Origin of the sequence: Agrobacterium larrymoorei, assembly GCF_013322225.1 — a bacterium.
GTDB classification, from domain to species: Bacteria; Pseudomonadota; Alphaproteobacteria; order Rhizobiales; family Rhizobiaceae; genus Agrobacterium; species Agrobacterium larrymoorei_A.
On sequence record NZ_JAAMFB010000007.1, the window covers coordinates 27,606 to 44,964 of the forward strand.

A 17,359-nucleotide genomic window follows, 5' to 3' on the forward strand; every position below is an offset into this window, starting at 1 on the left:
TCCTCAGTGGCAAGGAAAGGCGTTGGCATGGCGCGTATCGTGCGCCGCATTGTGGACCGCTTCGACATGCGAGAAGCCCACAAATCCGACGATGAACAGGCCTAGAGCGGCTGCCATCAGCGACTGCATGACTTTGGATGAGTTGGTGGAAACGGCAGTCGATGCCGTATTCTGCTGTGTGGACATGGTGACATTCTCCCTTGAGCGGCGGGCGCATTGCTGATCAACGCCGAAACCGCATTCAACATTCACCACGGGGAAAAGATAAACATGGTTTTGGGACGGATTGAGCCGACCTGCCAACCGTGCTCTTCCGGACACCCCGCCGGCATTGACGACACTTCACGCAATGGCAGGTCTCCTGGCTCACGGGTCGCAGCTTTGAAAACACCTTCCCAACTTGTCGAAGTCAGTGGCTCTACGTTTTCAGGCTATCCGCTCACAGTTGCGGGGGCAGCCACGAATGAGAGCGATTGCTCCTGTCGTGTTCCCTTTTAATCCCCCTTTGAAATCCATAGGGGAAACCATCGTCTCGACTTCATGCGCCCTTGCGAAAACGCTGTCAAGCGTGGGGTTCGCCTACAAGTTGACATCCCTGTGAAATATCGCAAAGATTGTTTTTTATAAATTAAATAACTTTAGGTTGAATACGGCTATCACTCAAACCCTCAGGAGAGTTTAATCTTGGTAGATTTCACCATCGTCAATCCGTCATCCCGAAGCTTCGATATCGGCCGGAACATCAACAACAAGCTAGAGGTAGGCGTTCTGAAGTTTGGGCTGGACACGCCCGCCGGAAGCGGAATCTTGTCGACTTTCGTCAGCGATGAGTTTCACGCAAGCGGTGACTACAGCGTCCCGCTGGTAGGCAGTGGCAGCTTTGAAATAAGTGTCACTCCCCAGAATGGTCTATTTCAGGTCTCCATCGCCATTACCGGTGTCTTCGCGAGTGAGTCCAGAAATTTCCTAGCGGCTGCAAAACAGGTGGATAAGCAGACAATCCGTTTCGATGAGCAGAATGGCGATCTCTCCCTGACGCTTGCGCAGGACGGCGGTAACATTACCCACGGCGCGCAAATCGACATCACCATAAGCTGGAGAAGCATCGGTTTCTACGTGCAGCGCCCTAAGAACTAACCTCGGCCCGGATGGTCTGGAAGCATTGCTCTCTACTCACGCGCTCTGCTTCCAGCCATTTAATTTGGGCATGCGTCCGATCCCGTTACCGCGACGGCACGGCTTTCAGATACGCGGCAATCGCATCGCGATCTTCCGATGAAAGCCGGGCCATGTTCTGCTGGACCTTGACCATGGAGCCGCCTGCGCTGTCGAATTCCGGGGTGAAGCCGGTTTCGAGATAGCTGGCGATATCCGCTGCCATCCAAGAGCCGATGGCCTGCGAGCCGGGGGTGATATCGGGAATGGTGCCTTCGCCTTCCGGGTTTGGGCCACCCGCAAGCCATTGATCTTTCAGGAAGCCGCCCAAGGCATTGCGCGGCGTGTGGCATTCGCCGCAATGGCCCGGGCCTTCCACGAGATATTGACCGCGAATGACCGCGGCATCTGCGTTGGCAAGCTGCACGCGGGGTTGACCCTTGTCGAAATAAAGGAACTTCCAGCCACCCAAGGCCAGCCGAATGTTGAACGGGAAGGGCAGGTCGTGACCCGGCGCGTCATTGGTGCTTGTAGGCAGGGTCTTGAGGTAGCCGAAGAGGTCGTTGATATCCTGCGGCGTCATCCGCGCATAGGAAGCGTAGGGGAAGGAGGGGAACAGGTGCTCGCCATTTTTCCCGACACCGCGTGTCATGGCGTCGCCGAATTCCGCAACGGTCCAGCTTCCTATGCCGTGCTGCGGATCGGGCGAAATATTGGGCATATGGAATGTGCCGAAAGGGCTGGGCAGGGCTTGGCCACCAGCGAGCGTTTTCAGCGCATCTCCGGTTGCATCGGGTGCTGCATGGCAGCTTGCACAGCCGCCCGCCCAGAACAGTGTTTCGCCATTTGCAAGATCCGGTTCTCCGAGATTGGCCCAGTGGCTGGGCGCCTGCCGTTGCGGCGCCGTCACCCACATGAAAATACCGAACCCGGCCAGACCGGCAATTGCGGCACCCCCTACCAGCTTTGCCCAGATGGAAGCCATCGCCCACTCCGCAAATTCTTTAAAACATGAATTGTGCCGTGCGGCCCGCTGCTGAACCAGCGGGCCGCACGGTCCTGGATTGTTACTTCTTCAGACGATATGTCTGGTGGCAGGAGCTGCAATCCGCGCCGAGCGTCTTCAGTGCAGCGCCGGTGCTGGCCTGATCGGTCGGCAACTGTGCCAGAACCGCATCTGCGTCCGCGCCGAGCTTTTCGGACTTTGCCTTGAAGTCCGCAAAGTTCTGCCAGATGGCGGGGGCAGCAGCGCCGCCTTCAGAGCCTGCCGGGAACTGATCCGGGAAGGCCTTGGCATTGGTGCTGATCGTGGTGACGGCGGTCTTGACGGTTTCCGCGTCGAACGGCTTCTCGCCCTTCGCAATCGCGCCCAGCGCGCCCATTGCGCCGCCGATCTGCTTCATCAAACCTTCGCGTTTTTCGACCTCGCCAGCAGCGGAAACCGCCCCGGCGCAAAGACAGCCTATAAGAATGGATGCGGCAATCGTTTTAAGTTTCATGTTCTCTCTCCTGAACCCGGCGCACCGGAGGGGTGTATGCTTTTGATCTACCTTGCAACTCGGCCACAAGCACAGTTGGTCTCGCATGTCGGTTGCACGAAGCAAACAGTTAGGAAGATGCCCCCAACACATGGCAAAAAGAAGTCACATTCCGGTGATTTTCGGAGTAAAATCAGTCACCTAAACTTGCCTCTTTCAGTTGCCTTTTACGCCTTCCCAAAAGGTGAAGCCCGCCACGACGATGAGCAGCAAACCGGCGGCCCTGCCGATGAGGATCGTGGTCCTTGGCGAGGAGATGAGCAGATCGCGGCTCTTGCCAGCCGTCAGCGCAAGCGTACCGTATACCGCAAGCTGCGTACCCGCCGTCATCAGGCCCATGATGACGCCTTGAACCCAGATGGGGCCATAGACCGGTTTGAGAAACTGCGGATAGACCGCCATCATGAAGAGATAGGCTTTCGGGTTGCTGAGGCAGGTGATGATACCCCGGCGAAACGCTCGCCATGCCGATGTGCTGGCGCTTACCTCATCTCCTTCGATAACGATGGAACTGCGTATGAGGCTGATGCCGACCCAGATCATATAGGCCGCACCGAACACCAATAGCGGTGTAAACAGCGCGGGCATGAGCGTTGCGAGCAGGCCAACGCCGATTGCTCCGTACAGCGAATGCACTACACCGCCCGCCACGATGCCGGATGTTGCGGCAAGCCCGGTGCGCCTGCCACCCGTCAGCGAACTCGCCAGCACGAAGAGCATGTCGATGCCCGGCAGGATGATGATGCCGAACAAAAGCGTAAAATAGAGCCAGAGATTGTCGCTGTAAGTCATGTCAGTATTCCTGAAATATCGAGATGGACGGTAGAATGATTTCGCTTGTTTTCCAGCGAAATCCACCCGTTTATAGACGCTCGCAACTGACAGCGTTCTGTCAGTAGTCATGCCCTGGCTGAAGGAAAAACATGCGCAAGGCATCCCGGCTTTTCGAGATCATCCAGATACTCAGGCGGGCAAAAAAGCCGGTGACGGCGCAGGCCATCGCTGGGCAGCTGGAAGTCACCTCGCGCTCGGTCTATCGCGATATCGTCGCGCTGCAGGCGATGCGGGTGCCGATAGAGGGTGAGCGCGGCATCGGTTATGTGCTGCGTTCCGGTTTCGACCTGCCGCCCCTGATGTTCACCATTGAGGAAACGGAGGCAATCGTGCTGGCACTGGCCATGGTCGAGCGCAGTGGAGACCGGGAACTGGCGCAGGCGGCAACGCGTGTCAGCGGCAAGATCGCCGCTTCCGTGCCAGCGCCGCTGGGGCGCATTCTCTCCTCCACCGCATTGCACGCCTGGGGCTTTGCCACCATTTCGGCCTCGGTCGATCTCGCGCTGGTGCGGCGCGCCGTGCGTGATGAGAAAAAGCTGCTGCTTTCTTACCGGGATGAGGAGGGAGCAGAAACGGAGCGCATCATCCGCCCCATCGCCGTCATCTATTATTCGGAAACGGCCAACATCGTTGCATGGTGCGAGCTTCGGCACGCAATCCGCAATTTCCGGGCGGATCGCGTTCTGGCCTGCGTGGAAACGGGGTTGGGTTTCAAAGGCGAGGGGGAGCGCCTGCGGCAATTATGGATGGGCGGCTGGCGGATCACCCCATTGCCGGACGCCTCAAAGAGCCAGTGAGCGGCTGAACTCCCGGCCGAAACCGCGAATATCGATCCGATCCGCATAGACATCGGCAATGGCGAAACTGTTCTGGTGCGGCGTGTCCACCATTCCCTTGAAATTCACCAAATGGGTGTTGCCGATCATGCCGTAATTGCCATCGTGATTATGGCCGCAGAACCACGCCTTGACGCTTTCATGCGCGGCCAGCAGTTTCAGCACCTCCGGCGCATCCCACATGTTATGAGCGTTTTCGGGATAAAGCGGATAGTGGCATAAGACGATCACGCTTTCATTCGCCGCATCCGCCGCTGCCAGTGTCGCACGCAGCCAGCCCAGCTGTTCATCGCTGAAGGAACCGTTCCAGTCTTGTGCATTCAGCGCGCCCGTCTGCTTCAACGCATCGAGCCGCTGCTGCGCCAAGGCACGGCGCGGATCTTCCAAAGGTGGCGCGAAAAGGCTGACGTCATTGCCATCGAGCACGACGAAGCGAAATTGGCCGACAGTGAATGTGTGCCACGGCGTTGTCATATTCAGCCGAGCGTGAACCTTCGGCAGATATTCCGGCTCAATCGCGAAATCATGATTGCCCGGCAGCAGAACCGAGCGATGCTTCAACCTGTCATAACAGGCAAGGATGGCATCGAAATTCTCCCACCCCCGGTCGATGATATCCCCCAGCGTCACGACAAAAGCGAGATTTTCACCGTTGAAGGTGTCGATCGCCCGCGCAAGCTTGTCTTTGCTCGCTGCGAAATACCGGTCCATGTCCGGGCGCGGAGCGATATCGGCATATTGCGGATCGGCCACGATGCCGAAGGAGAAAAGCGGGATGGATATGTCTGTCATGGTGGCTTCCGCATATGGGGATGCGGTGACAGCTGTGTGACAGGGGGCTTCATGACTTTGAGCCCAAAGACAAAACACCCGGCACGAAGGCCGGGTGCTTCGCTTCCGTCGAAGCGGAAAAACTTACTTTGAAGCGGCTTCGTAGCGCTCCAGAACGTAATCCCAGTTGATGAGATTATCGACGAAAGCTTCGAGGTACTTCGGACGCAGGTTGCGGTAGTCGATGTAGTAGGAGTGTTCCCATACGTCGACGCCGAGGATCGGCTCTGCGCCGTGAACCAGCGGGTTTTCACCGTTCGCGGTCTTGGAGATTTCGAGCTTGCCGTTCTTGACGGAAACCCATGCCCAGCCGGAGCCGAACTGCGTGGTGCCAGCTGCGATGAAGTCAGCCTTGAACTTGTCGAAACCGCCGAGGTCGGATTGGAAAGCCTGCTCCAGCTTGCCCGGAAGCTTGTTTCCGCCGCCGTCCTTCTTCATCCACTTCCAGAAATGAACGTGGTTGTAGTGCTGGGCTGCATTGTTGAAGAGGCCAGCATTGGTGCCGAAGGACTTCTTCACGACTTCTTCGAGAGACAGGTCTGCAAGACCGGCTTCAGCAGCCAGCTTGTTGCCGTTGTCCACATAGGCCTTGTGGTGCTTGTCGTGGTGAAACTCCAGCGTTTCGCGGGACATGTAAGGTCCAAGCGCGTCGTAATCGTAAGGGAGTTCGGGAAGTTCGAAGGCCATGGTTTTACTCCTTGTTGCAGCGGCGTTGCCGCTCCTTGAAACCTGTGGGCGGACCATAAAAGCGGACGTTGATGGAGGCAACCTGTGAATTATCAAAATGTTCCGGCAATTGAGAAAATTCCACTCATGCCTCGGCAAAAACATGTTTCCTGCCCAAGGTTGCGTACCGATTTTGGATGATCCGTTCGCTTGTCCCTCAAGTTTCACCGAAAGGACACTGCAATGAAACGAGTGTTTCTGGCTCTTGGCCTCACAGCCTTCACGACGCTGCCCGTCGCGGCCTCTTCCGATGGCGCATGGGAGGAATTCGTTGCCGATGTTCAGGCCAAATGCCTCTCAGCCGCCGCTCCGCTTCTTGACGATGCAAAAGCGGTCGTCGATCCCACCGGCAGCGAAAATTACGGTCTCGCCGTCCTGACCGGAAAGGCCAAGGGCACAGACGCCACCATCAGCCATATCTGCGTTTACGACAAGAAAACCAAAGCCGTTGAACTGGGCAGCGAGCTTTCCGCGGATACGGTGAAGGCAGAAGTGCCGGGCTCGACGAAGCCCTGACAGGGTCATAAACTAAGATTGCATTTTGGAAAACGTGCACGTAAAAATAAAGGGCAGCGCCCGAAGGCCTGCCCCTGATTTTGTCTGCAGTAGATATACCCGAAGGCAGTGATCTGCTCCGCAGCGCATTTATTGAAAGCAGAGGTCAGCTTTGGCGCTGAATTGACCTGCTAATCTCTGCAAGGATTCCTAACGCAACTGCGCATACTATTATAGTGACCGTTCCGTCAATTATTTCTCCCATCGGTTTAGAGCCGAGGTATCGCGATTTTAGTATAGCGGCGCGAACTGGATCAGCTAAGGTCGCGATCCAAATCGCTATGACCAATCTTAACCCGCCCATGATTAGCACGAGCCAAGCCCCTACGAATCCAATTTTTGTAAGCATCATTACCCCACCGCGCTGATATTGATAGGTAGCGTTCTGAAAAGTCTCTCGTCAAGGGATACGCAAATCTGCAACCTAACGTATTTTTGGGCTACGCCTACCGATCATGGCCATCAAAATCGAGGCGTCGTATCCGCTTCTCCCAGCGGTCGCTGCATGAGTACGATGTCCAGCCAGCGGCCATGTTTCCAGCCGACGGATTTCAACGTACCGACCATTTCGAAACCTGCGGCGCGGTGAACGCCGACTGAGGCGGCATTGTCGGAATCACCCACCACGGCCACCATCTGGCGAAAGCCTCTGGCTGTGGCGTCTTCGATCAACGCCAGCAGCAGCGTCTTGCCGATGCCCAGTCCCTTGCGATTGGGGTCGACATAGATGGAATCTTCCACCGTCGCGCCATAGGCCGGGCGCGCGCGGTGTGGTCCGGCATAGGCGTATCCGGCAACCGCGCCTTCCACTTCCGCGACGATATAGGGAAAGCCGCCAGTCACCAGTGCCGCGCGCCGCTCGATCATCGTTTGGCATGCGGGAGGTTCGATTTCGAAGCTTGCGCTACCGTGAAGCACGGCATCGCGGTAAATTTCGGTAATGGTGGGGATGTCGGCTTCTTCGCAGGGGCGGATGGTGACAACAGGCTTTAAGCTATGCATTTCAATATCCTGACGGGTATGCGTAATCCTTTCGACTTTGCACGAGAGCCATTCTCATGACAACCGAAATTGCCGCCATCAACCACCCGTCAGAAGCTTGACCGCAATCAGCCACATGGTCAGCGCGATGATGCCTTCCAGAACTCGCCAGGCGGAGGGGTTGGCAAAGACTGGTCGAAGAAAGCGGGCACCATAACCCAGCGTGAAGAAGAACACGCAGGATGCCGTCATTGCCCCTATGGCGAATTCGGTCTCGGCACCCGGAAACTGCGTGGACAGGGTGCCGATCAGCACCACCGTGTCCAGATAGACATGCGGGTTCAGCCATGTCAGCGCAAGGCAGGTTATCAGCGTCGTGGAAAGGTGCGCTGCCGCGCCCGATGCTGCCACGAGCACCTGCGATGACTTCAGCGCCGATTGCAGGCTTTTTGCGCCGTACCATAGCAGAAAGGCGGCACCGGCATAGCGCATCGCTGGTTCCAGTGCGGGCAATATTGCGGCAATTTGCCGGAAGGCGGTCACGCCAACCAACATCAGGATTGCGTCAGAAAGCGCACAGACGAGACATACGGCAAAGACATGATCTCCTCGCAAGCCCTGCCGCAGCAGAAATGCATTCTGCGCGCCGATGGCAACGATCAATGTCAGCCCCATGGTGAAGCCCGTAAGATATGTCGAAAAATCCATGTCCTGCCCCCTTGTGCGGCTTCGGAATAGGTAGCGCATGAAGATTAATCCAGTTAAACAACCTTACTCAGATTAAGCAGGATTAATTCGCGATGGATTATGCAGCGCTTCGTGCGGTGGCGATGGTTGTGCAAACGGGCAGCTTCGAGAAAGCCGCACTTGCGCTTCATGTCACGCCGTCAGCCGTCTCCCAGCGGGTAAAGCAGTTGGAGGAGCGTCTGGGCGCGGTACTGATCCTGCGCGGCAATCCCTGCACTGCGACCGAAAAAGGCGAATGGGTCTGTCGCCACATGGAGCATGTGGGAATGCTGGAAACGGAGCTTTTCAGCCAGCTTCCCGCGCTGCTTTCGCCGGATGAGCCGGGTCGGCAGGTGACGCTGCATGTCGCCACCAATGCCGATAGCCTCGGCACGTGGTTTTTGAAAGCGGTATCTGGTTTCACCAACGCGTCGGGTTATCTTCTCAATGTCGCGGTGGACGATCAGGATCACACGGCGGAATGGTTACAGCGCGGGCGCGTGCTGGCCGCTGTGACCAGCCTTGAAAAGCCGGTGCAGGGCTGCCGTGTGCTGCCCCTTGGACACCTGCGATACCACGCAACGGCAAGTCCTGATTTTATCGAGCGCTATTTTGCCGGGGGTGTCACGGAGGCAAGGCTTGCGGAAGCGCCCGCTATTACATTCAATCAGAAGGACCGTTTGCAACATCAATGGATTACCGAGGTTTTCGGCGCGCCGGTGGTGCATCCGACCCATTGGTTGCCGTCTACCCAGAGCTTCGTGGATGCCGCGCTGCTGGGCATGGGCTGGGGCATGAACCCGCATCTTCTGGTTAAGGATCATCTCACCGCCGGCCGTCTGGTCGAGCTGGTGCCGGGCGCGCATCTCGATATTCCGCTGTTCTGGCAGGTCAACCGGCTGGCGGCGGATAGGCTGAGGCCACTGACCGAAGCCGTGATCGCCGCCGCCCGCAAAGAGCTTGTGACAGAGGCATAACCGTTGCTATTCTGCAACCATATCTGACTGATTTCCTTTCGTTATTGCCGATACCTGCTTTGCCGCTTAACTCTCCTGCTGAGGGTTTTGAGGGTCAGGCATATGAGCGGCAGGTTTCATGGGTTATCGGCATTTCCGCTGACACCGGCGGATGAGAACGGGCAGGTCGATGTTGAGGCGCTTTCCCGGCTGCTCGAGCGGCTGGATGCGGCGGGCGTCGATTCCATCGGTCTTCTGGGCAGCACCGGAAGCTATGCTTATCTCTCACGGGCGGAAAGGGATCGTGCCGTGAAAGCGGCGGCGGAAGCCTTGAAGGGCAAGCCAACGCTAATGGTTGGCGTCGGCGCGTTGCGAACGGATGAGGCGTCAGCGCTGGCGAAGGATGCGGAAAATGCAGGCGCCGACGCGCTTCTGCTTGCGCCCGTGTCATACACGCCGCTGACGCAGGAAGAGGCCTATCACCATTTCGCGGCAGTTGCGGGCTCCACCTCCCTTCCGCTCTGCATCTACAACAACCCGTCCACCACCCATTTCACCTTCAGCGATGAACTGCTGGTGCGGCTCGCCTACATTCCGCACGTGCTTTCCGTAAAGATGCCTTTGCCCGCTAGCATGGAATTCAAGCCGGAGCTGGAACGGCTGCGACCGCGCCTCGGGGATGATTTCGCAATCGGTTATAGCGGAGATTGGGGATGCGCGGATGCCGTGCTGCAAGGCGCGGATGCATGGTATAGCGTCATCGGTGGACTGTTGCCGGTGTCATCGCTGCGTCTGCTGCGCGCAGCGCAGGCGGGCGATGCAGGGGAGGTTCAACGCCTGCAAAGCTATTTCGAACCCCTGTGGACCCTGTTCAGGGAATTCGGCAGCTATCGCGTCATCTATGCCGCAGCCAACCTGCTTTCGCTCACGCATCGTCAGCCGCCGCTGCCGGTCATGCCACTGAGTATCAGCGATACGCAGCGGGTGGAGGAGGCATTGGCAAAACTTGCCGAGCTGGATGGTTTGCCCGCTGCCACGCCATAATTCCGGCGCTTTGCAGGCGGCATTCAATGCTCATTCCATTTTGAAAGTATCACCGCAAATGTTGAAGCATCTTCATATTGCCGCGCTGATCTTCGCCTTCGCTTCTCCCGCGCTTGCAGGATCTGGTCTCGTGGAGCCAACCTTGAAAATGGAAGGCTTGAACACGCAGCGGAAGGGAGCGCCGATCCGCGTTGCCATCACGCTCGATGCCTGTATGGGCAAGACGGATTTTCGCATTCTCGATACGCTGGTGAATGAGAAAATCCCTGCGACGATCTTCGTCACGGGCAGGTGGCTGAAACACAATCCGGACGCGCTCGCCATCCTTCTGGCGCATCCCGATCTGTTCGAGATCGAAAATCACGGCGAAAATCATATGCCTGCCGTCGATATACCCGTTTCGATCTACGGCATCGCCGCTGCGGGTTCGGAGCCTGCGGTGATCCAGGAAGTCGAGGGCGGAAAGCAGGCCATCGTAGCCGCCACCGGCCACCAGCCGCACTGGTTTCGCGGCGCAACGGCGAAATACACCCAGTCCTCGATGGTAACGATCAACCAGCTTGGCGAGCGTGTGGCTGGCTATTCCGTCAACGGCGACGGCGGCTCACTGCTTGGTGCGGCAGAGACCACAAAACACATCGCCTCCGCCAGAGATGGCGATGTCGTCATCGCGCACATTAACCAGCCTACCCACGAAGCCGGTGAGGGCGTCGTGAAGGGCCTTCTGGCACTGAAGGCCAAAGGTGTAGCCTTCACTCGCCTTGATGACCCGGCTTTTCATCTGCCGTCGAATTAGAACATTTCCGCGTTTCCAAGAAACGGCGCGAATGCCCCTTGGTTTCAGGATACTGCTTTTTCCAAAGCCGACGTTACCCATTTGTTGAGGCTGACGCCGTCTTTTCTGGCGGCAGTGGAAATTGCCCTGTGCAACTGCGGCTCGGCGCGAACAACGAACTGGCCTGAAAACGGCTTTTCCGGCTCTTCGCCTCGTTCCTTGCAGAAGGATATGTAGTCTTCGACAGAATCTGCTAGCGCCTGTTTCAGCTCAGCCGCGGATGTTCCCTGAAACGTAATGACATCGCGCAGATTGATGACCTCGCCGTGGAAAATCTCCGCGTCCTCATCAAAATCGATGATCGCCTCATACCCCTTGTAATGCATGACGGTCATGGAATTATCCCTGCTTCACCCAAAAAGCGGCGCACTGATTTGACCGCTCCCTTGTCTGTCTCTTTTTGCGGATGTGGCCGATGAAAAACAGCACGCACTCCATTTAGCGCCACACGAATGCGCGAGCCGCTTCCTTCCGAAATCTCTGCGCCACAGGCAATAAAAAGGGCTTCTATATCTCGCCATTCTATTCCAGCCCGGACAGGATCGGAAAACACCGCATCCAGAACGTTCCTGTGCTTCCTGGCTAATTCCATATAGTATCGCTTTTTGATATCGCTTTCAATATGCTGGCGCGGCAACTCTTCTGACGCTGAGCCATACATTCAACCATATGTAGAAAAGCGATATCGTCAAGGCAATCAGGACGGCAGGTTTGGCACGACCTTGCGGGATGGGAACAGTTCGCGGGCAATCGTCATGCCGATGAGCGAGAGGGGCAGGGCCAGCATTGCGCCAGCGGCACCCCACATCCATGTCCAGAAGACGATTGCGACGAAGACCAGGAAGGGGTTGATCTCGAGATTCTTGCCGACAACCGCCGGGAAGACCAGGTTTTCCATCAAAAGGTGTATCGTAAAGAACACGATGGATGGCAGCAGGCCGAGCAGCAGACTGTCATGGGTTATGATGCCAGCGACCGCCAATGAAAGGGTCATCGCGGTGATGCCGAGGAAGGGCACAAAGCTGGAAAGAAAGGCAAACAGCCCCCACAAAAACGGCATTGCCAGCCCGCCGAGATAGGCAATGACGACCATGGAAACGCCTAGCCCGGCATAAAGCAGCGACGCGGTTGCGAAGTAAGAGCTCAGCACGGTTTCAATAGAGGCGATGGTGCGGATGGTTCTCAGCCGCTGGTGGCGCTGCGGAAAGGCCATGATAACCGCCTTGCGAAGCCTGACGCGGCTGTAGAGAAACAGCAGCAAAGCCGCAAAGAACATCAGCCCCTGAATAATGGCGGGCGTGAGGTTGGACCCCACGACGGCGATCACTTCGCTGCTTCGCGACAGGAAGGATTCCATCGTCATCGAGCCCATATTGAATGTGGCAGCAGAAATGTTCAGCCATCCCCAGTTCTGGAGATAGGGGAGAAAACGGTCCAAACTCCGCTGCAACAGGCCGGGTCCCTCCGCCGCAAGTGCAGAGAGCGGTTCAACCAGCGAATTGGCCACGATGAACATTACCAGCGCCACAGCGGAAGACAGGATGACGGCGACGCCGAAACCGGGAATGCCATAGGAACCCAGTTTTTCAGCGGCAACACCGAGAATCATGCCGACGACGATTGCCAGCACGATGGGGATGAGGACCAGCGACAATGCATGGATGACGCCCATGAAGACGATGAGGAATAGCCCGACGATCGACCAGGCAACGGCGACATCGAGAGCTTCACGGCCCAAGGGCTGCTGGCTTCTTGCGTCATCGTGAGCGGTTGCCAGTGCACCCTTTATCAACGGATCGTGGTGGTGATCCGTATTTGGCAGATGCGCCTGGGCCTTCCTTTTATGTACCGGACTTTGTTCGTTCATTTTACCGTGCCCCCATCAGGACGCTATAACGCACGGAAAACTCGGCAGTTCCGGCAATTCTAAAATATGCTTCGAGATGGATTGGCTGTCCCAAATCCGCCCTCGCTCAGGCCGAGAGCTTCAACCCGATGCCCCATGGGTCTTTGAGCGAAATCCCGTCGCCGTGCCGCTCGGTTGCGATTTCCAGACGGTCGAGTGCGGCGACAGCCCTGTCCAGCGTTTCCTTCTCGTTGAAGGTCAATGAATAGCCGGAGAGCCCCGCCATATCGTCGGTTCTTGCCTCAGCACCCCTGCTGTTCCAGATGTTGGCGGCGACATGGTGGTGATACTTGCCATAGCCAAAGAAGCTCGCGCCGGGATACCGGGCCATGATATTGAGGCCGAGAACATCCTGATAAAACGCATCGGCCTGCGGAATATTGCCGACCTGCAGGTGAATATGCCCGATCGCCGTGCCCGCCGCCGCATGACGGAACGGTGTCTTGGGCGCGCTGTCATAAAGCCCCTGAAGATCGAGGGGTAAGGTTGCCATTTCCACCTTGCCGTCCGGCTGGTAATTCCATTCCTCGTGCTGGCGGTCCCGATAGACCTCGATGCCGTTGCCTTCCGGGTCTGCCAGATAGATCGCCTCGCTGACGAGATGGTCCGACGCCCCCTGAAGCGACACATTATTATGGGCGACATGGGCCAGCCACTGCGCCAGATCATTTCGGCTCGGCATCAGAAATGCGGTGTGAAACAGCCCTGCCGCGCCGCGCGGGGCGCGAAGAACGTTATCGGCTGTGGTGAGTGTGAGGAGGGGTTTGCCATCCACGCCCAGCACCTCACCGCTTTTCGAACGTTCGATTACCGTTAGCCCGATGATTTTTTGATAGAATTCGGAAACCCGCGCCAGATCATGCACGACCAGATGCGCCTGCCCGACATATCCGGGCCTTGTAAAAGCAAATTGCGTCTCATCGGTCATGATCTTCTCCATGTGCTTCCATAAGTGAAGCGGTTCTAAGCGCGGGCACCCGCGCCCCTGTAGGCAAATATGGCCCACCTGCACCGTTACGGAAATATCTCCTGACCACGATGCAGTGTTGAAGATTTGTTGACGATGCCCGTTGCGATATGTGCTTGAATGAGCAAAAGCATGCGGCGAATATGATCGGGTCTCAATGTAACGCTGCCGAATGTAAAGTGATTGCCTGCGTCTTGTTACCGTCGCATATTATTTGCATCATCCCGGAAAAGGATGCAGAAAAATGAGTGAAATCTGGCGATTTGGCCGCCGTTACGATCTACATGAAATTGTTGCCGATGGCATCGTCCACGGCGTCGGTATCGTGTTTGCGCTTGTCGGCGCGACTGCGCTCATCTTCTATGTCACGCTTTGGGGCAGCCTGAGCTCGATTGCTGCGGCATGGATTTATGCGCTGGGTCTCATTCTGTGCCTTTCGATCTCCTTCACCTACAACATCTGGCCGCACTCCAACGTCAAATGGTTTTTGCGCAGGCTGGATCACTCGGCTATTTTCATATTGATCGCAGCGACTTACACGCCATTCCTGCAACGTGGCATCGAAGACCCGCTGATTGCGTTGACGCTGGCCGGGATCTGGTTGGCGGCGATTGCAGGCATATTCATCAAATGTTTCTATCCCGGTCGCTATGACCGGCTGGCGATCCTGCTCTATCTTGGAATGGGGTGGAGCGGCGTCATGGTGGCAGAGCCGCTGTCCAATCATCTTGCACCCGTCACTCTCTGGCTTATCATCATTGGCGGCGTGATCTATTCCATGGGCGTGATCTTCCACGTCTGGGAGCGCCTGCGTTTCCAGAACGCAATCTGGCACGGGTTCGTCGTCGTCGCTGCAGCCGTGCATTATTCAGCGGTGATGACCAGCTTCAGCCTGCCTCCGGTCGCTGCATAATGATCCGGCATCCATGTCCGTAAAATTGCTTCACAGGCGAAAGCGCCACGCCTATTGTCGCGGCAGGCACTTATTTGCAGCGGATAAAAAGCATGAGCATGACATTGCGCGACGCCACCGTCGAAGACCTTCCCGGCATCATGGAAATTTACAATGATGCGGTGGAGAACACGACCGCCATCTGGAACGAAACACTGGTGGATCTGGACAACCGCAAGGAGTGGTTCAAGCTGCGCACGGAGCGAGGCTTCCCGGTCATCGTCGCAATCAAGGACGACGCTCTGGTCGGCTACGCCTCCTTCGGAGACTGGCGACCCTTCGATGGATACCGGCACACGCGCGAACATTCGGTCTATGTCCACAAGGATGCCCGCGGCCACGGCATCGGCAGGCTGCTGATGCTGTCCCTCATCGAGCACGCGAAAGCCGCAGGCGTCCACGTGCTGATCGGCGCAATCGAATCGCAGAATACTGCCTCCATCCGCCTCCACGAAAGGCTGGGCTTTCGCGTGGCGGGGCAATATTCCGAAGTCGGCAAGAAGTTCGGCCGCTGGCTGGACCTCACCAGTATGGAACTCAGGGTTCCTTCCTGAGACGGTCCTCGCAAAACCGAGGCGGCCCTTGCGCCGTCTCGGTTAATCCTGCGGTTCGAACACCATGGAATGGCCGTTGATGCAGTAACGCAGACCTGTGGGAGGTGGGCCGTCTGGGAAAACGTGGCCCAGATGACCGCCGCAATTGGCGCAGCGGATTTCGGTGCGCACCATTCCGTAGCTGACGTCACGGTGTTCAGTCACCGCATCGGGCTTCACCGGCTCGAAATAGCTCGGCCAGCCGCAGCCCGCGTCGAACTTGGTGTCGGAGATGAAGAGCGGTTCATCACAGGCGGCGCAGCGGTAAAGTCCTTTTTCCGAGCTGTTCCAGTAGGGGCCTGTGAAGGCGCGTTCGGTGCCGTGTTCGCGCAGTATGTGATACTGTTCGGGCGTGAGCTGCTCGCGCCATTCGGCATCGGTTCTGGTGAGTTTGGGAGATTTTAGATCGCTCATGACGATGTCCCTTTCTGTTGGCCGGGATATAATGTTCCGCGTGCTCCATTATAAGGGGAGGGTGCGTCCCCATGACGCAGTCGGTTGAATTATACTCCGGGTTATACGAGCCCTACTGCTCATATGCACATTCTATCCCACGGTTTCTTGCTGTTGTTTTTGGCAATCGACCTGTCTCTAACTTGTCTGGTTGCGCAGACTGGTTTTCCGTTTCTAAAAGACGTTGAAGCACGCCCCGTATATTTCGCAGGAAAATCCCATATTCTATAGGCATGTCCGCGGTTTTACGCGAAGCCGGAGAATGTTGCGAAACAAACTTTAAGTTGATTTACGATTTCGTGGGATGATAAACTAGGTCATAATTTCGGCATATATTCTTTCTTTATTACCTATGATTTTTTGTAAGTAGAATAAGCCGTTTTCGTCTGAATTGATCCAAAATACTAATTGGACTTTTTTTGGTTTGATGTTATCCACCTTTTGTAAAGTTGCTGATATTGATTTGTGGCTTGCGTAAACGGAATTCCATTAGACATTGAATTGCTGGCTAAACTGGCTTTTTTAGAGATTAATTGGCATTCCGTTTTGCCAGTCGTCATCGCCGACAGAATTTCTCCGTATTTCTCGAAGAAATCCGAAAGGTAAATCGCATCGTCGCCGCGCGGTCTTTTTAAGATCCGCGCTGCGGAATTGAAGGGTTAAGGCAGGATTTGGGGTGAAGCCGGATGCTTCTCGCCGTCCTGTCTGGTGGGCTTGGGGATAACTTTGCTTCATTGGTAAAGGGGTTGTCCCGGCGCCACAGAAGACATGAACAGGAGACACTTATATGACGGAAACTACATACGGCGGCGCTCAAGACCTTCTGGTCGAGCTTACGGCGGATATCGTTGCTGCCTATGTTAGCCACCACGTTGTTCCGGTCGCGGAATTGCCAAGCCTGATTTCCGACGTACACACTGCGCTTAGCGGCACCTCCGCGCCTGCGGTTGCGGCTGTCAGCGTTGAAAAGCAGAAGCCTGCCGTCTCCGTACGAAAGTCTGTCCAGGACGATCAGATCATCTGCCTGGAATGTGGTGGTTCCTTCAAGTCGCTGAAGCGTCACCTGACGACGCATCACAGCATCTCTCCCGAAGAATATCGTGAGAAGTGGGACCTTCCGGTAGATTACCCGATGGTCGCACCTGCCTATGCGGAAGCGCGCTCGCGCCTTGCAAAGGAAATGGGACTTGGCCAGCGCCGCAAGTCCGGTCGCGGCTGATCTGCTTCGACTATCACATGAAAGCCGGTCCTCGTGGCCGGCTTTTTTGTTTGTGAAGGCCGCCATCACGCCTTGTCGATACGCTTAGTGCCACCTGCTGGACGCGCGGTCGCTGCAAACCGTCTTGATGATTACATGTGGGTTGCGCTGTCGACACTCCCCTTGCGACGCCCTCGTTCGACAAAATTCCCTTCGCTGACGTGGCGATCTCGGCATTTTCGATCCCGATATAGAAATATGAATATTTTCCTA

General features: G+C 56.5%; 22 protein-coding genes and 1 riboswitch. Of the genes, 9 read left to right on the forward strand and 13 right to left on the reverse strand.

Annotated features, from left to right (window positions below; genetic code table 11):
- Positions 1 to 3: 3 nt before the first annotated feature.
- A complete protein-coding gene (locus tag G6L28_RS03320; protein WP_174062369.1) occupies positions 4 to 186 on the reverse strand; it encodes a CbtB domain-containing protein in 183 nt (60 codons plus the stop codon).
- Between the two features lie 148 nt (positions 187 to 334).
- A riboswitch (cobalamin riboswitch) is annotated at positions 335 to 544 on the reverse strand.
- 140 nt (positions 545 to 684) lie between these two features.
- Here G6L28_RS03320 and G6L28_RS03325 point away from each other — a divergent pair.
- Positions 685 to 1,137: a hypothetical protein gene (locus G6L28_RS03325; RefSeq protein ID WP_174062370.1), complete on the forward strand. Its 453-nt coding sequence runs from the start codon at positions 685 to 687 to the stop codon at positions 1,135 to 1,137.
- Positions 1,138 to 1,222: 85 nt separating this feature from the next.
- Here G6L28_RS03325 and G6L28_RS03330 read toward each other — a convergent pair whose 3' ends face one another.
- The 3 genes from G6L28_RS03330 to G6L28_RS03340 form a co-directional block, all read right to left on the reverse strand.
- Positions 1,223 to 2,140, reverse strand: coding sequence for a cytochrome c (locus G6L28_RS03330; RefSeq protein ID WP_174062371.1), 918 nt, complete (start codon positions 2,138 to 2,140; stop codon positions 1,223 to 1,225).
- Between the two features lie 82 nt (positions 2,141 to 2,222).
- Positions 2,223 to 2,654 carry a c-type cytochrome gene (locus G6L28_RS03335; RefSeq protein WP_174062372.1) on the reverse strand — a complete coding sequence of 144 codons (432 nt, stop codon included), beginning with the start codon at positions 2,652 to 2,654 and terminating at the stop codon, positions 2,223 to 2,225.
- Positions 2,655 to 2,849: 195 nt separating this feature from the next.
- On the reverse strand, positions 2,850 to 3,485 hold the full coding sequence (locus G6L28_RS03340) for a LysE family translocator (protein ID WP_174062373.1): 636 nt from the start codon (positions 3,483 to 3,485) through the stop codon (positions 2,850 to 2,852).
- A gap of 131 nt (positions 3,486 to 3,616) precedes the next feature.
- Between G6L28_RS03340 and G6L28_RS03345 the strand changes: the two genes are divergently transcribed.
- Positions 3,617 to 4,324: a helix-turn-helix transcriptional regulator gene (locus G6L28_RS03345; RefSeq protein WP_174062374.1), complete on the forward strand. Its 708-nt coding sequence runs from the start codon at positions 3,617 to 3,619 to the stop codon at positions 4,322 to 4,324.
- Here the strand turns inward: G6L28_RS03345 and G6L28_RS03350 are convergent.
- On the reverse strand, positions 4,310 to 5,155 hold the full coding sequence (locus tag G6L28_RS03350) for a metallophosphoesterase (protein WP_174062375.1): 846 nt from the start codon (positions 5,153 to 5,155) through the stop codon (positions 4,310 to 4,312). The genes G6L28_RS03345 and G6L28_RS03350 overlap by 15 nt on opposite strands.
- A gap of 123 nt (positions 5,156 to 5,278) precedes the next feature.
- Positions 5,279 to 5,881, reverse strand: a complete 603-nt coding sequence (locus G6L28_RS03355) for a superoxide dismutase (protein WP_174062376.1) — start codon at positions 5,879 to 5,881, stop codon at positions 5,279 to 5,281.
- A gap of 222 nt (positions 5,882 to 6,103) precedes the next feature.
- On the opposite strand from G6L28_RS03355, the gene G6L28_RS03360 reads away from it, so the two are divergent.
- Entirely contained in the window at positions 6,104 to 6,436 is a 333-nt protein-coding gene (locus tag G6L28_RS03360) for a hypothetical protein (protein WP_174062377.1), read from the forward strand.
- Between the two features lie 501 nt (positions 6,437 to 6,937).
- Here G6L28_RS03360 and G6L28_RS03365 read toward each other — a convergent pair.
- A complete protein-coding gene (locus tag G6L28_RS03365; RefSeq protein WP_174062378.1) occupies positions 6,938 to 7,477 on the reverse strand; it encodes a GNAT family N-acetyltransferase in 540 nt (179 codons plus the stop codon).
- A gap of 78 nt (positions 7,478 to 7,555) precedes the next feature.
- The gene (locus G6L28_RS03370; protein ID WP_174062379.1) at positions 7,556 to 8,164 is read right to left on the reverse strand and encodes a LysE/ArgO family amino acid transporter; all 609 of its coding nucleotides are present in this window, start codon (positions 8,162 to 8,164) and stop codon (positions 7,556 to 7,558) included.
- A gap of 92 nt (positions 8,165 to 8,256) precedes the next feature.
- Between G6L28_RS03370 and G6L28_RS03375 the strand changes: the two genes are divergently transcribed.
- The 3 genes from G6L28_RS03375 to G6L28_RS03385 all read left to right on the forward strand — a co-directional run bounded on the left by G6L28_RS03375 (position 8,257) and on the right by G6L28_RS03385 (position 10,978).
- Positions 8,257 to 9,159, forward strand: coding sequence for a LysR family transcriptional regulator ArgP (locus tag G6L28_RS03375; RefSeq protein WP_174062380.1), 903 nt, complete (start codon positions 8,257 to 8,259; stop codon positions 9,157 to 9,159).
- Between the two features lie 102 nt (positions 9,160 to 9,261).
- Complete coding sequence (locus G6L28_RS03380; RefSeq protein ID WP_174062381.1) at positions 9,262 to 10,182, forward strand: dihydrodipicolinate synthase family protein; 921 nt, start codon at positions 9,262 to 9,264, stop codon at positions 10,180 to 10,182.
- A gap of 58 nt (positions 10,183 to 10,240) precedes the next feature.
- Positions 10,241 to 10,978, forward strand: a complete 738-nt coding sequence (locus tag G6L28_RS03385; RefSeq protein ID WP_174062382.1) for a polysaccharide deacetylase family protein — start codon at positions 10,241 to 10,243, stop codon at positions 10,976 to 10,978.
- A gap of 44 nt (positions 10,979 to 11,022) precedes the next feature.
- On the opposite strand, the gene G6L28_RS03390 is transcribed toward G6L28_RS03385, so the two are convergent.
- The 4 genes from G6L28_RS03390 to G6L28_RS03405 form a co-directional block, all read right to left on the reverse strand.
- The gene (locus G6L28_RS03390; RefSeq protein WP_174062383.1) at positions 11,023 to 11,352 is read right to left on the reverse strand and encodes a type II toxin-antitoxin system HicB family antitoxin; all 330 of its coding nucleotides are present in this window, start codon (positions 11,350 to 11,352) and stop codon (positions 11,023 to 11,025) included.
- Positions 11,349 to 11,678, reverse strand: a complete 330-nt coding sequence (locus tag G6L28_RS03395) for a type II toxin-antitoxin system HicA family toxin (protein ID WP_337795744.1) — start codon at positions 11,676 to 11,678, stop codon at positions 11,349 to 11,351. Before G6L28_RS03395 ends, G6L28_RS03390 begins: the two co-directional genes overlap by 4 nt.
- 36 nt (positions 11,679 to 11,714) lie before the next feature.
- The gene (locus G6L28_RS03400) at positions 11,715 to 12,884 is read right to left on the reverse strand and encodes an AI-2E family transporter (protein WP_174062384.1); all 1,170 of its coding nucleotides are present in this window, start codon (positions 12,882 to 12,884) and stop codon (positions 11,715 to 11,717) included.
- A gap of 106 nt (positions 12,885 to 12,990) precedes the next feature.
- The gene (locus tag G6L28_RS03405; RefSeq protein WP_174062385.1) at positions 12,991 to 13,851 is read right to left on the reverse strand and encodes a VOC family protein; all 861 of its coding nucleotides are present in this window, start codon (positions 13,849 to 13,851) and stop codon (positions 12,991 to 12,993) included.
- A 283-nt stretch (positions 13,852 to 14,134) separates the two neighbouring features.
- Between G6L28_RS03405 and trhA the strand changes: the two genes are divergently transcribed.
- Together trhA and G6L28_RS03415 are read left to right on the forward strand one after the other, a co-directional pair.
- The gene (trhA, locus tag G6L28_RS03410; RefSeq protein ID WP_174062386.1) at positions 14,135 to 14,803 is read left to right on the forward strand and encodes a PAQR family membrane homeostasis protein TrhA; all 669 of its coding nucleotides are present in this window, start codon (positions 14,135 to 14,137) and stop codon (positions 14,801 to 14,803) included.
- A gap of 92 nt (positions 14,804 to 14,895) precedes the next feature.
- Complete coding sequence (locus G6L28_RS03415; RefSeq protein WP_174062387.1) at positions 14,896 to 15,396, forward strand: GNAT family N-acetyltransferase; 501 nt, start codon at positions 14,896 to 14,898, stop codon at positions 15,394 to 15,396.
- A gap of 42 nt (positions 15,397 to 15,438) precedes the next feature.
- Here G6L28_RS03415 and msrB read toward each other — a convergent pair whose 3' ends face one another.
- A complete protein-coding gene (gene msrB / locus G6L28_RS03420) occupies positions 15,439 to 15,849 on the reverse strand; it encodes a peptide-methionine (R)-S-oxide reductase MsrB (RefSeq protein ID WP_174062388.1) in 411 nt (136 codons plus the stop codon).
- An 826-nt stretch (positions 15,850 to 16,675) separates the two neighbouring features.
- Between msrB and G6L28_RS03425 the strand changes: the two genes are divergently transcribed.
- On the forward strand, positions 16,676 to 17,107 hold the full coding sequence (locus tag G6L28_RS03425) for a MucR family transcriptional regulator (protein ID WP_174062389.1): 432 nt from the start codon (positions 16,676 to 16,678) through the stop codon (positions 17,105 to 17,107).
- Positions 17,108 to 17,359 lie beyond the last annotated feature (252 nt).

Excerpts from the sequence above, each read along its gene's own strand:
- G6L28_RS03370 (WP_174062379.1), bottom strand. The coding sequence starts at position 8,164 with ATGGATTTTTCGACATATCTTACGGGCTTCACCATGGGGCTGACATTG.
- G6L28_RS03415 (WP_174062387.1), top strand. The coding sequence starts at position 14,896 with ATGAGCATGACATTGCGCGACGCCACCGTCGAAGACCTTCCCGGCATC.
- trhA (WP_174062386.1), top strand. The coding sequence starts at position 14,135 with ATGAGTGAAATCTGGCGATTTGGCCGCCGTTACGATCTACATGAAATT.
- G6L28_RS03355 (WP_174062376.1), bottom strand. The coding sequence starts at position 5,881 with ATGGCCTTCGAACTTCCCGAACTCCCTTACGATTACGACGCGCTTGGA.
- G6L28_RS03405 (WP_174062385.1), bottom strand. The coding sequence starts at position 13,851 with ATGACCGATGAGACGCAATTTGCTTTTACAAGGCCCGGATATGTCGGG.
- G6L28_RS03375 (WP_174062380.1), top strand. The coding sequence starts at position 8,257 with ATGGATTATGCAGCGCTTCGTGCGGTGGCGATGGTTGTGCAAACGGGC.
- G6L28_RS03340 (WP_174062373.1), bottom strand. The coding sequence starts at position 3,485 with ATGACTTACAGCGACAATCTCTGGCTCTATTTTACGCTTTTGTTCGGC.
- G6L28_RS03425 (WP_174062389.1), top strand. The coding sequence starts at position 16,676 with ATGACGGAAACTACATACGGCGGCGCTCAAGACCTTCTGGTCGAGCTT.
- msrB (WP_174062388.1), bottom strand. The coding sequence starts at position 15,849 with ATGAGCGATCTAAAATCTCCCAAACTCACCAGAACCGATGCCGAATGG.
- G6L28_RS03345 (WP_174062374.1), top strand. The coding sequence starts at position 3,617 with ATGCGCAAGGCATCCCGGCTTTTCGAGATCATCCAGATACTCAGGCGG.
- G6L28_RS03395 (WP_337795744.1), bottom strand. The coding sequence starts at position 11,678 with ATGTATGGCTCAGCGTCAGAAGAGTTGCCGCGCCAGCATATTGAAAGC.
- G6L28_RS03360 (WP_174062377.1), top strand. The coding sequence starts at position 6,104 with ATGAAACGAGTGTTTCTGGCTCTTGGCCTCACAGCCTTCACGACGCTG.
- G6L28_RS03385 (WP_174062382.1), top strand. The coding sequence starts at position 10,241 with ATGTTGAAGCATCTTCATATTGCCGCGCTGATCTTCGCCTTCGCTTCT.
- G6L28_RS03390 (WP_174062383.1), bottom strand. The coding sequence starts at position 11,352 with ATGACCGTCATGCATTACAAGGGGTATGAGGCGATCATCGATTTTGAT.
- G6L28_RS03400 (WP_174062384.1), bottom strand. The coding sequence starts at position 12,884 with ATGAACGAACAAAGTCCGGTACATAAAAGGAAGGCCCAGGCGCATCTG.
- G6L28_RS03365 (WP_174062378.1), bottom strand. The coding sequence starts at position 7,477 with ATGCATAGCTTAAAGCCTGTTGTCACCATCCGCCCCTGCGAAGAAGCC.
- G6L28_RS03380 (WP_174062381.1), top strand. The coding sequence starts at position 9,262 with ATGAGCGGCAGGTTTCATGGGTTATCGGCATTTCCGCTGACACCGGCG.
- G6L28_RS03330 (WP_174062371.1), bottom strand. The coding sequence starts at position 2,140 with ATGGCTTCCATCTGGGCAAAGCTGGTAGGGGGTGCCGCAATTGCCGGT.
- G6L28_RS03335 (WP_174062372.1), bottom strand. The coding sequence starts at position 2,654 with ATGAAACTTAAAACGATTGCCGCATCCATTCTTATAGGCTGTCTTTGC.
- G6L28_RS03350 (WP_174062375.1), bottom strand. The coding sequence starts at position 5,155 with ATGACAGACATATCCATCCCGCTTTTCTCCTTCGGCATCGTGGCCGAT.
- G6L28_RS03320 (WP_174062369.1), bottom strand. The coding sequence starts at position 186 with ATGTCCACACAGCAGAATACGGCATCGACTGCCGTTTCCACCAACTCA.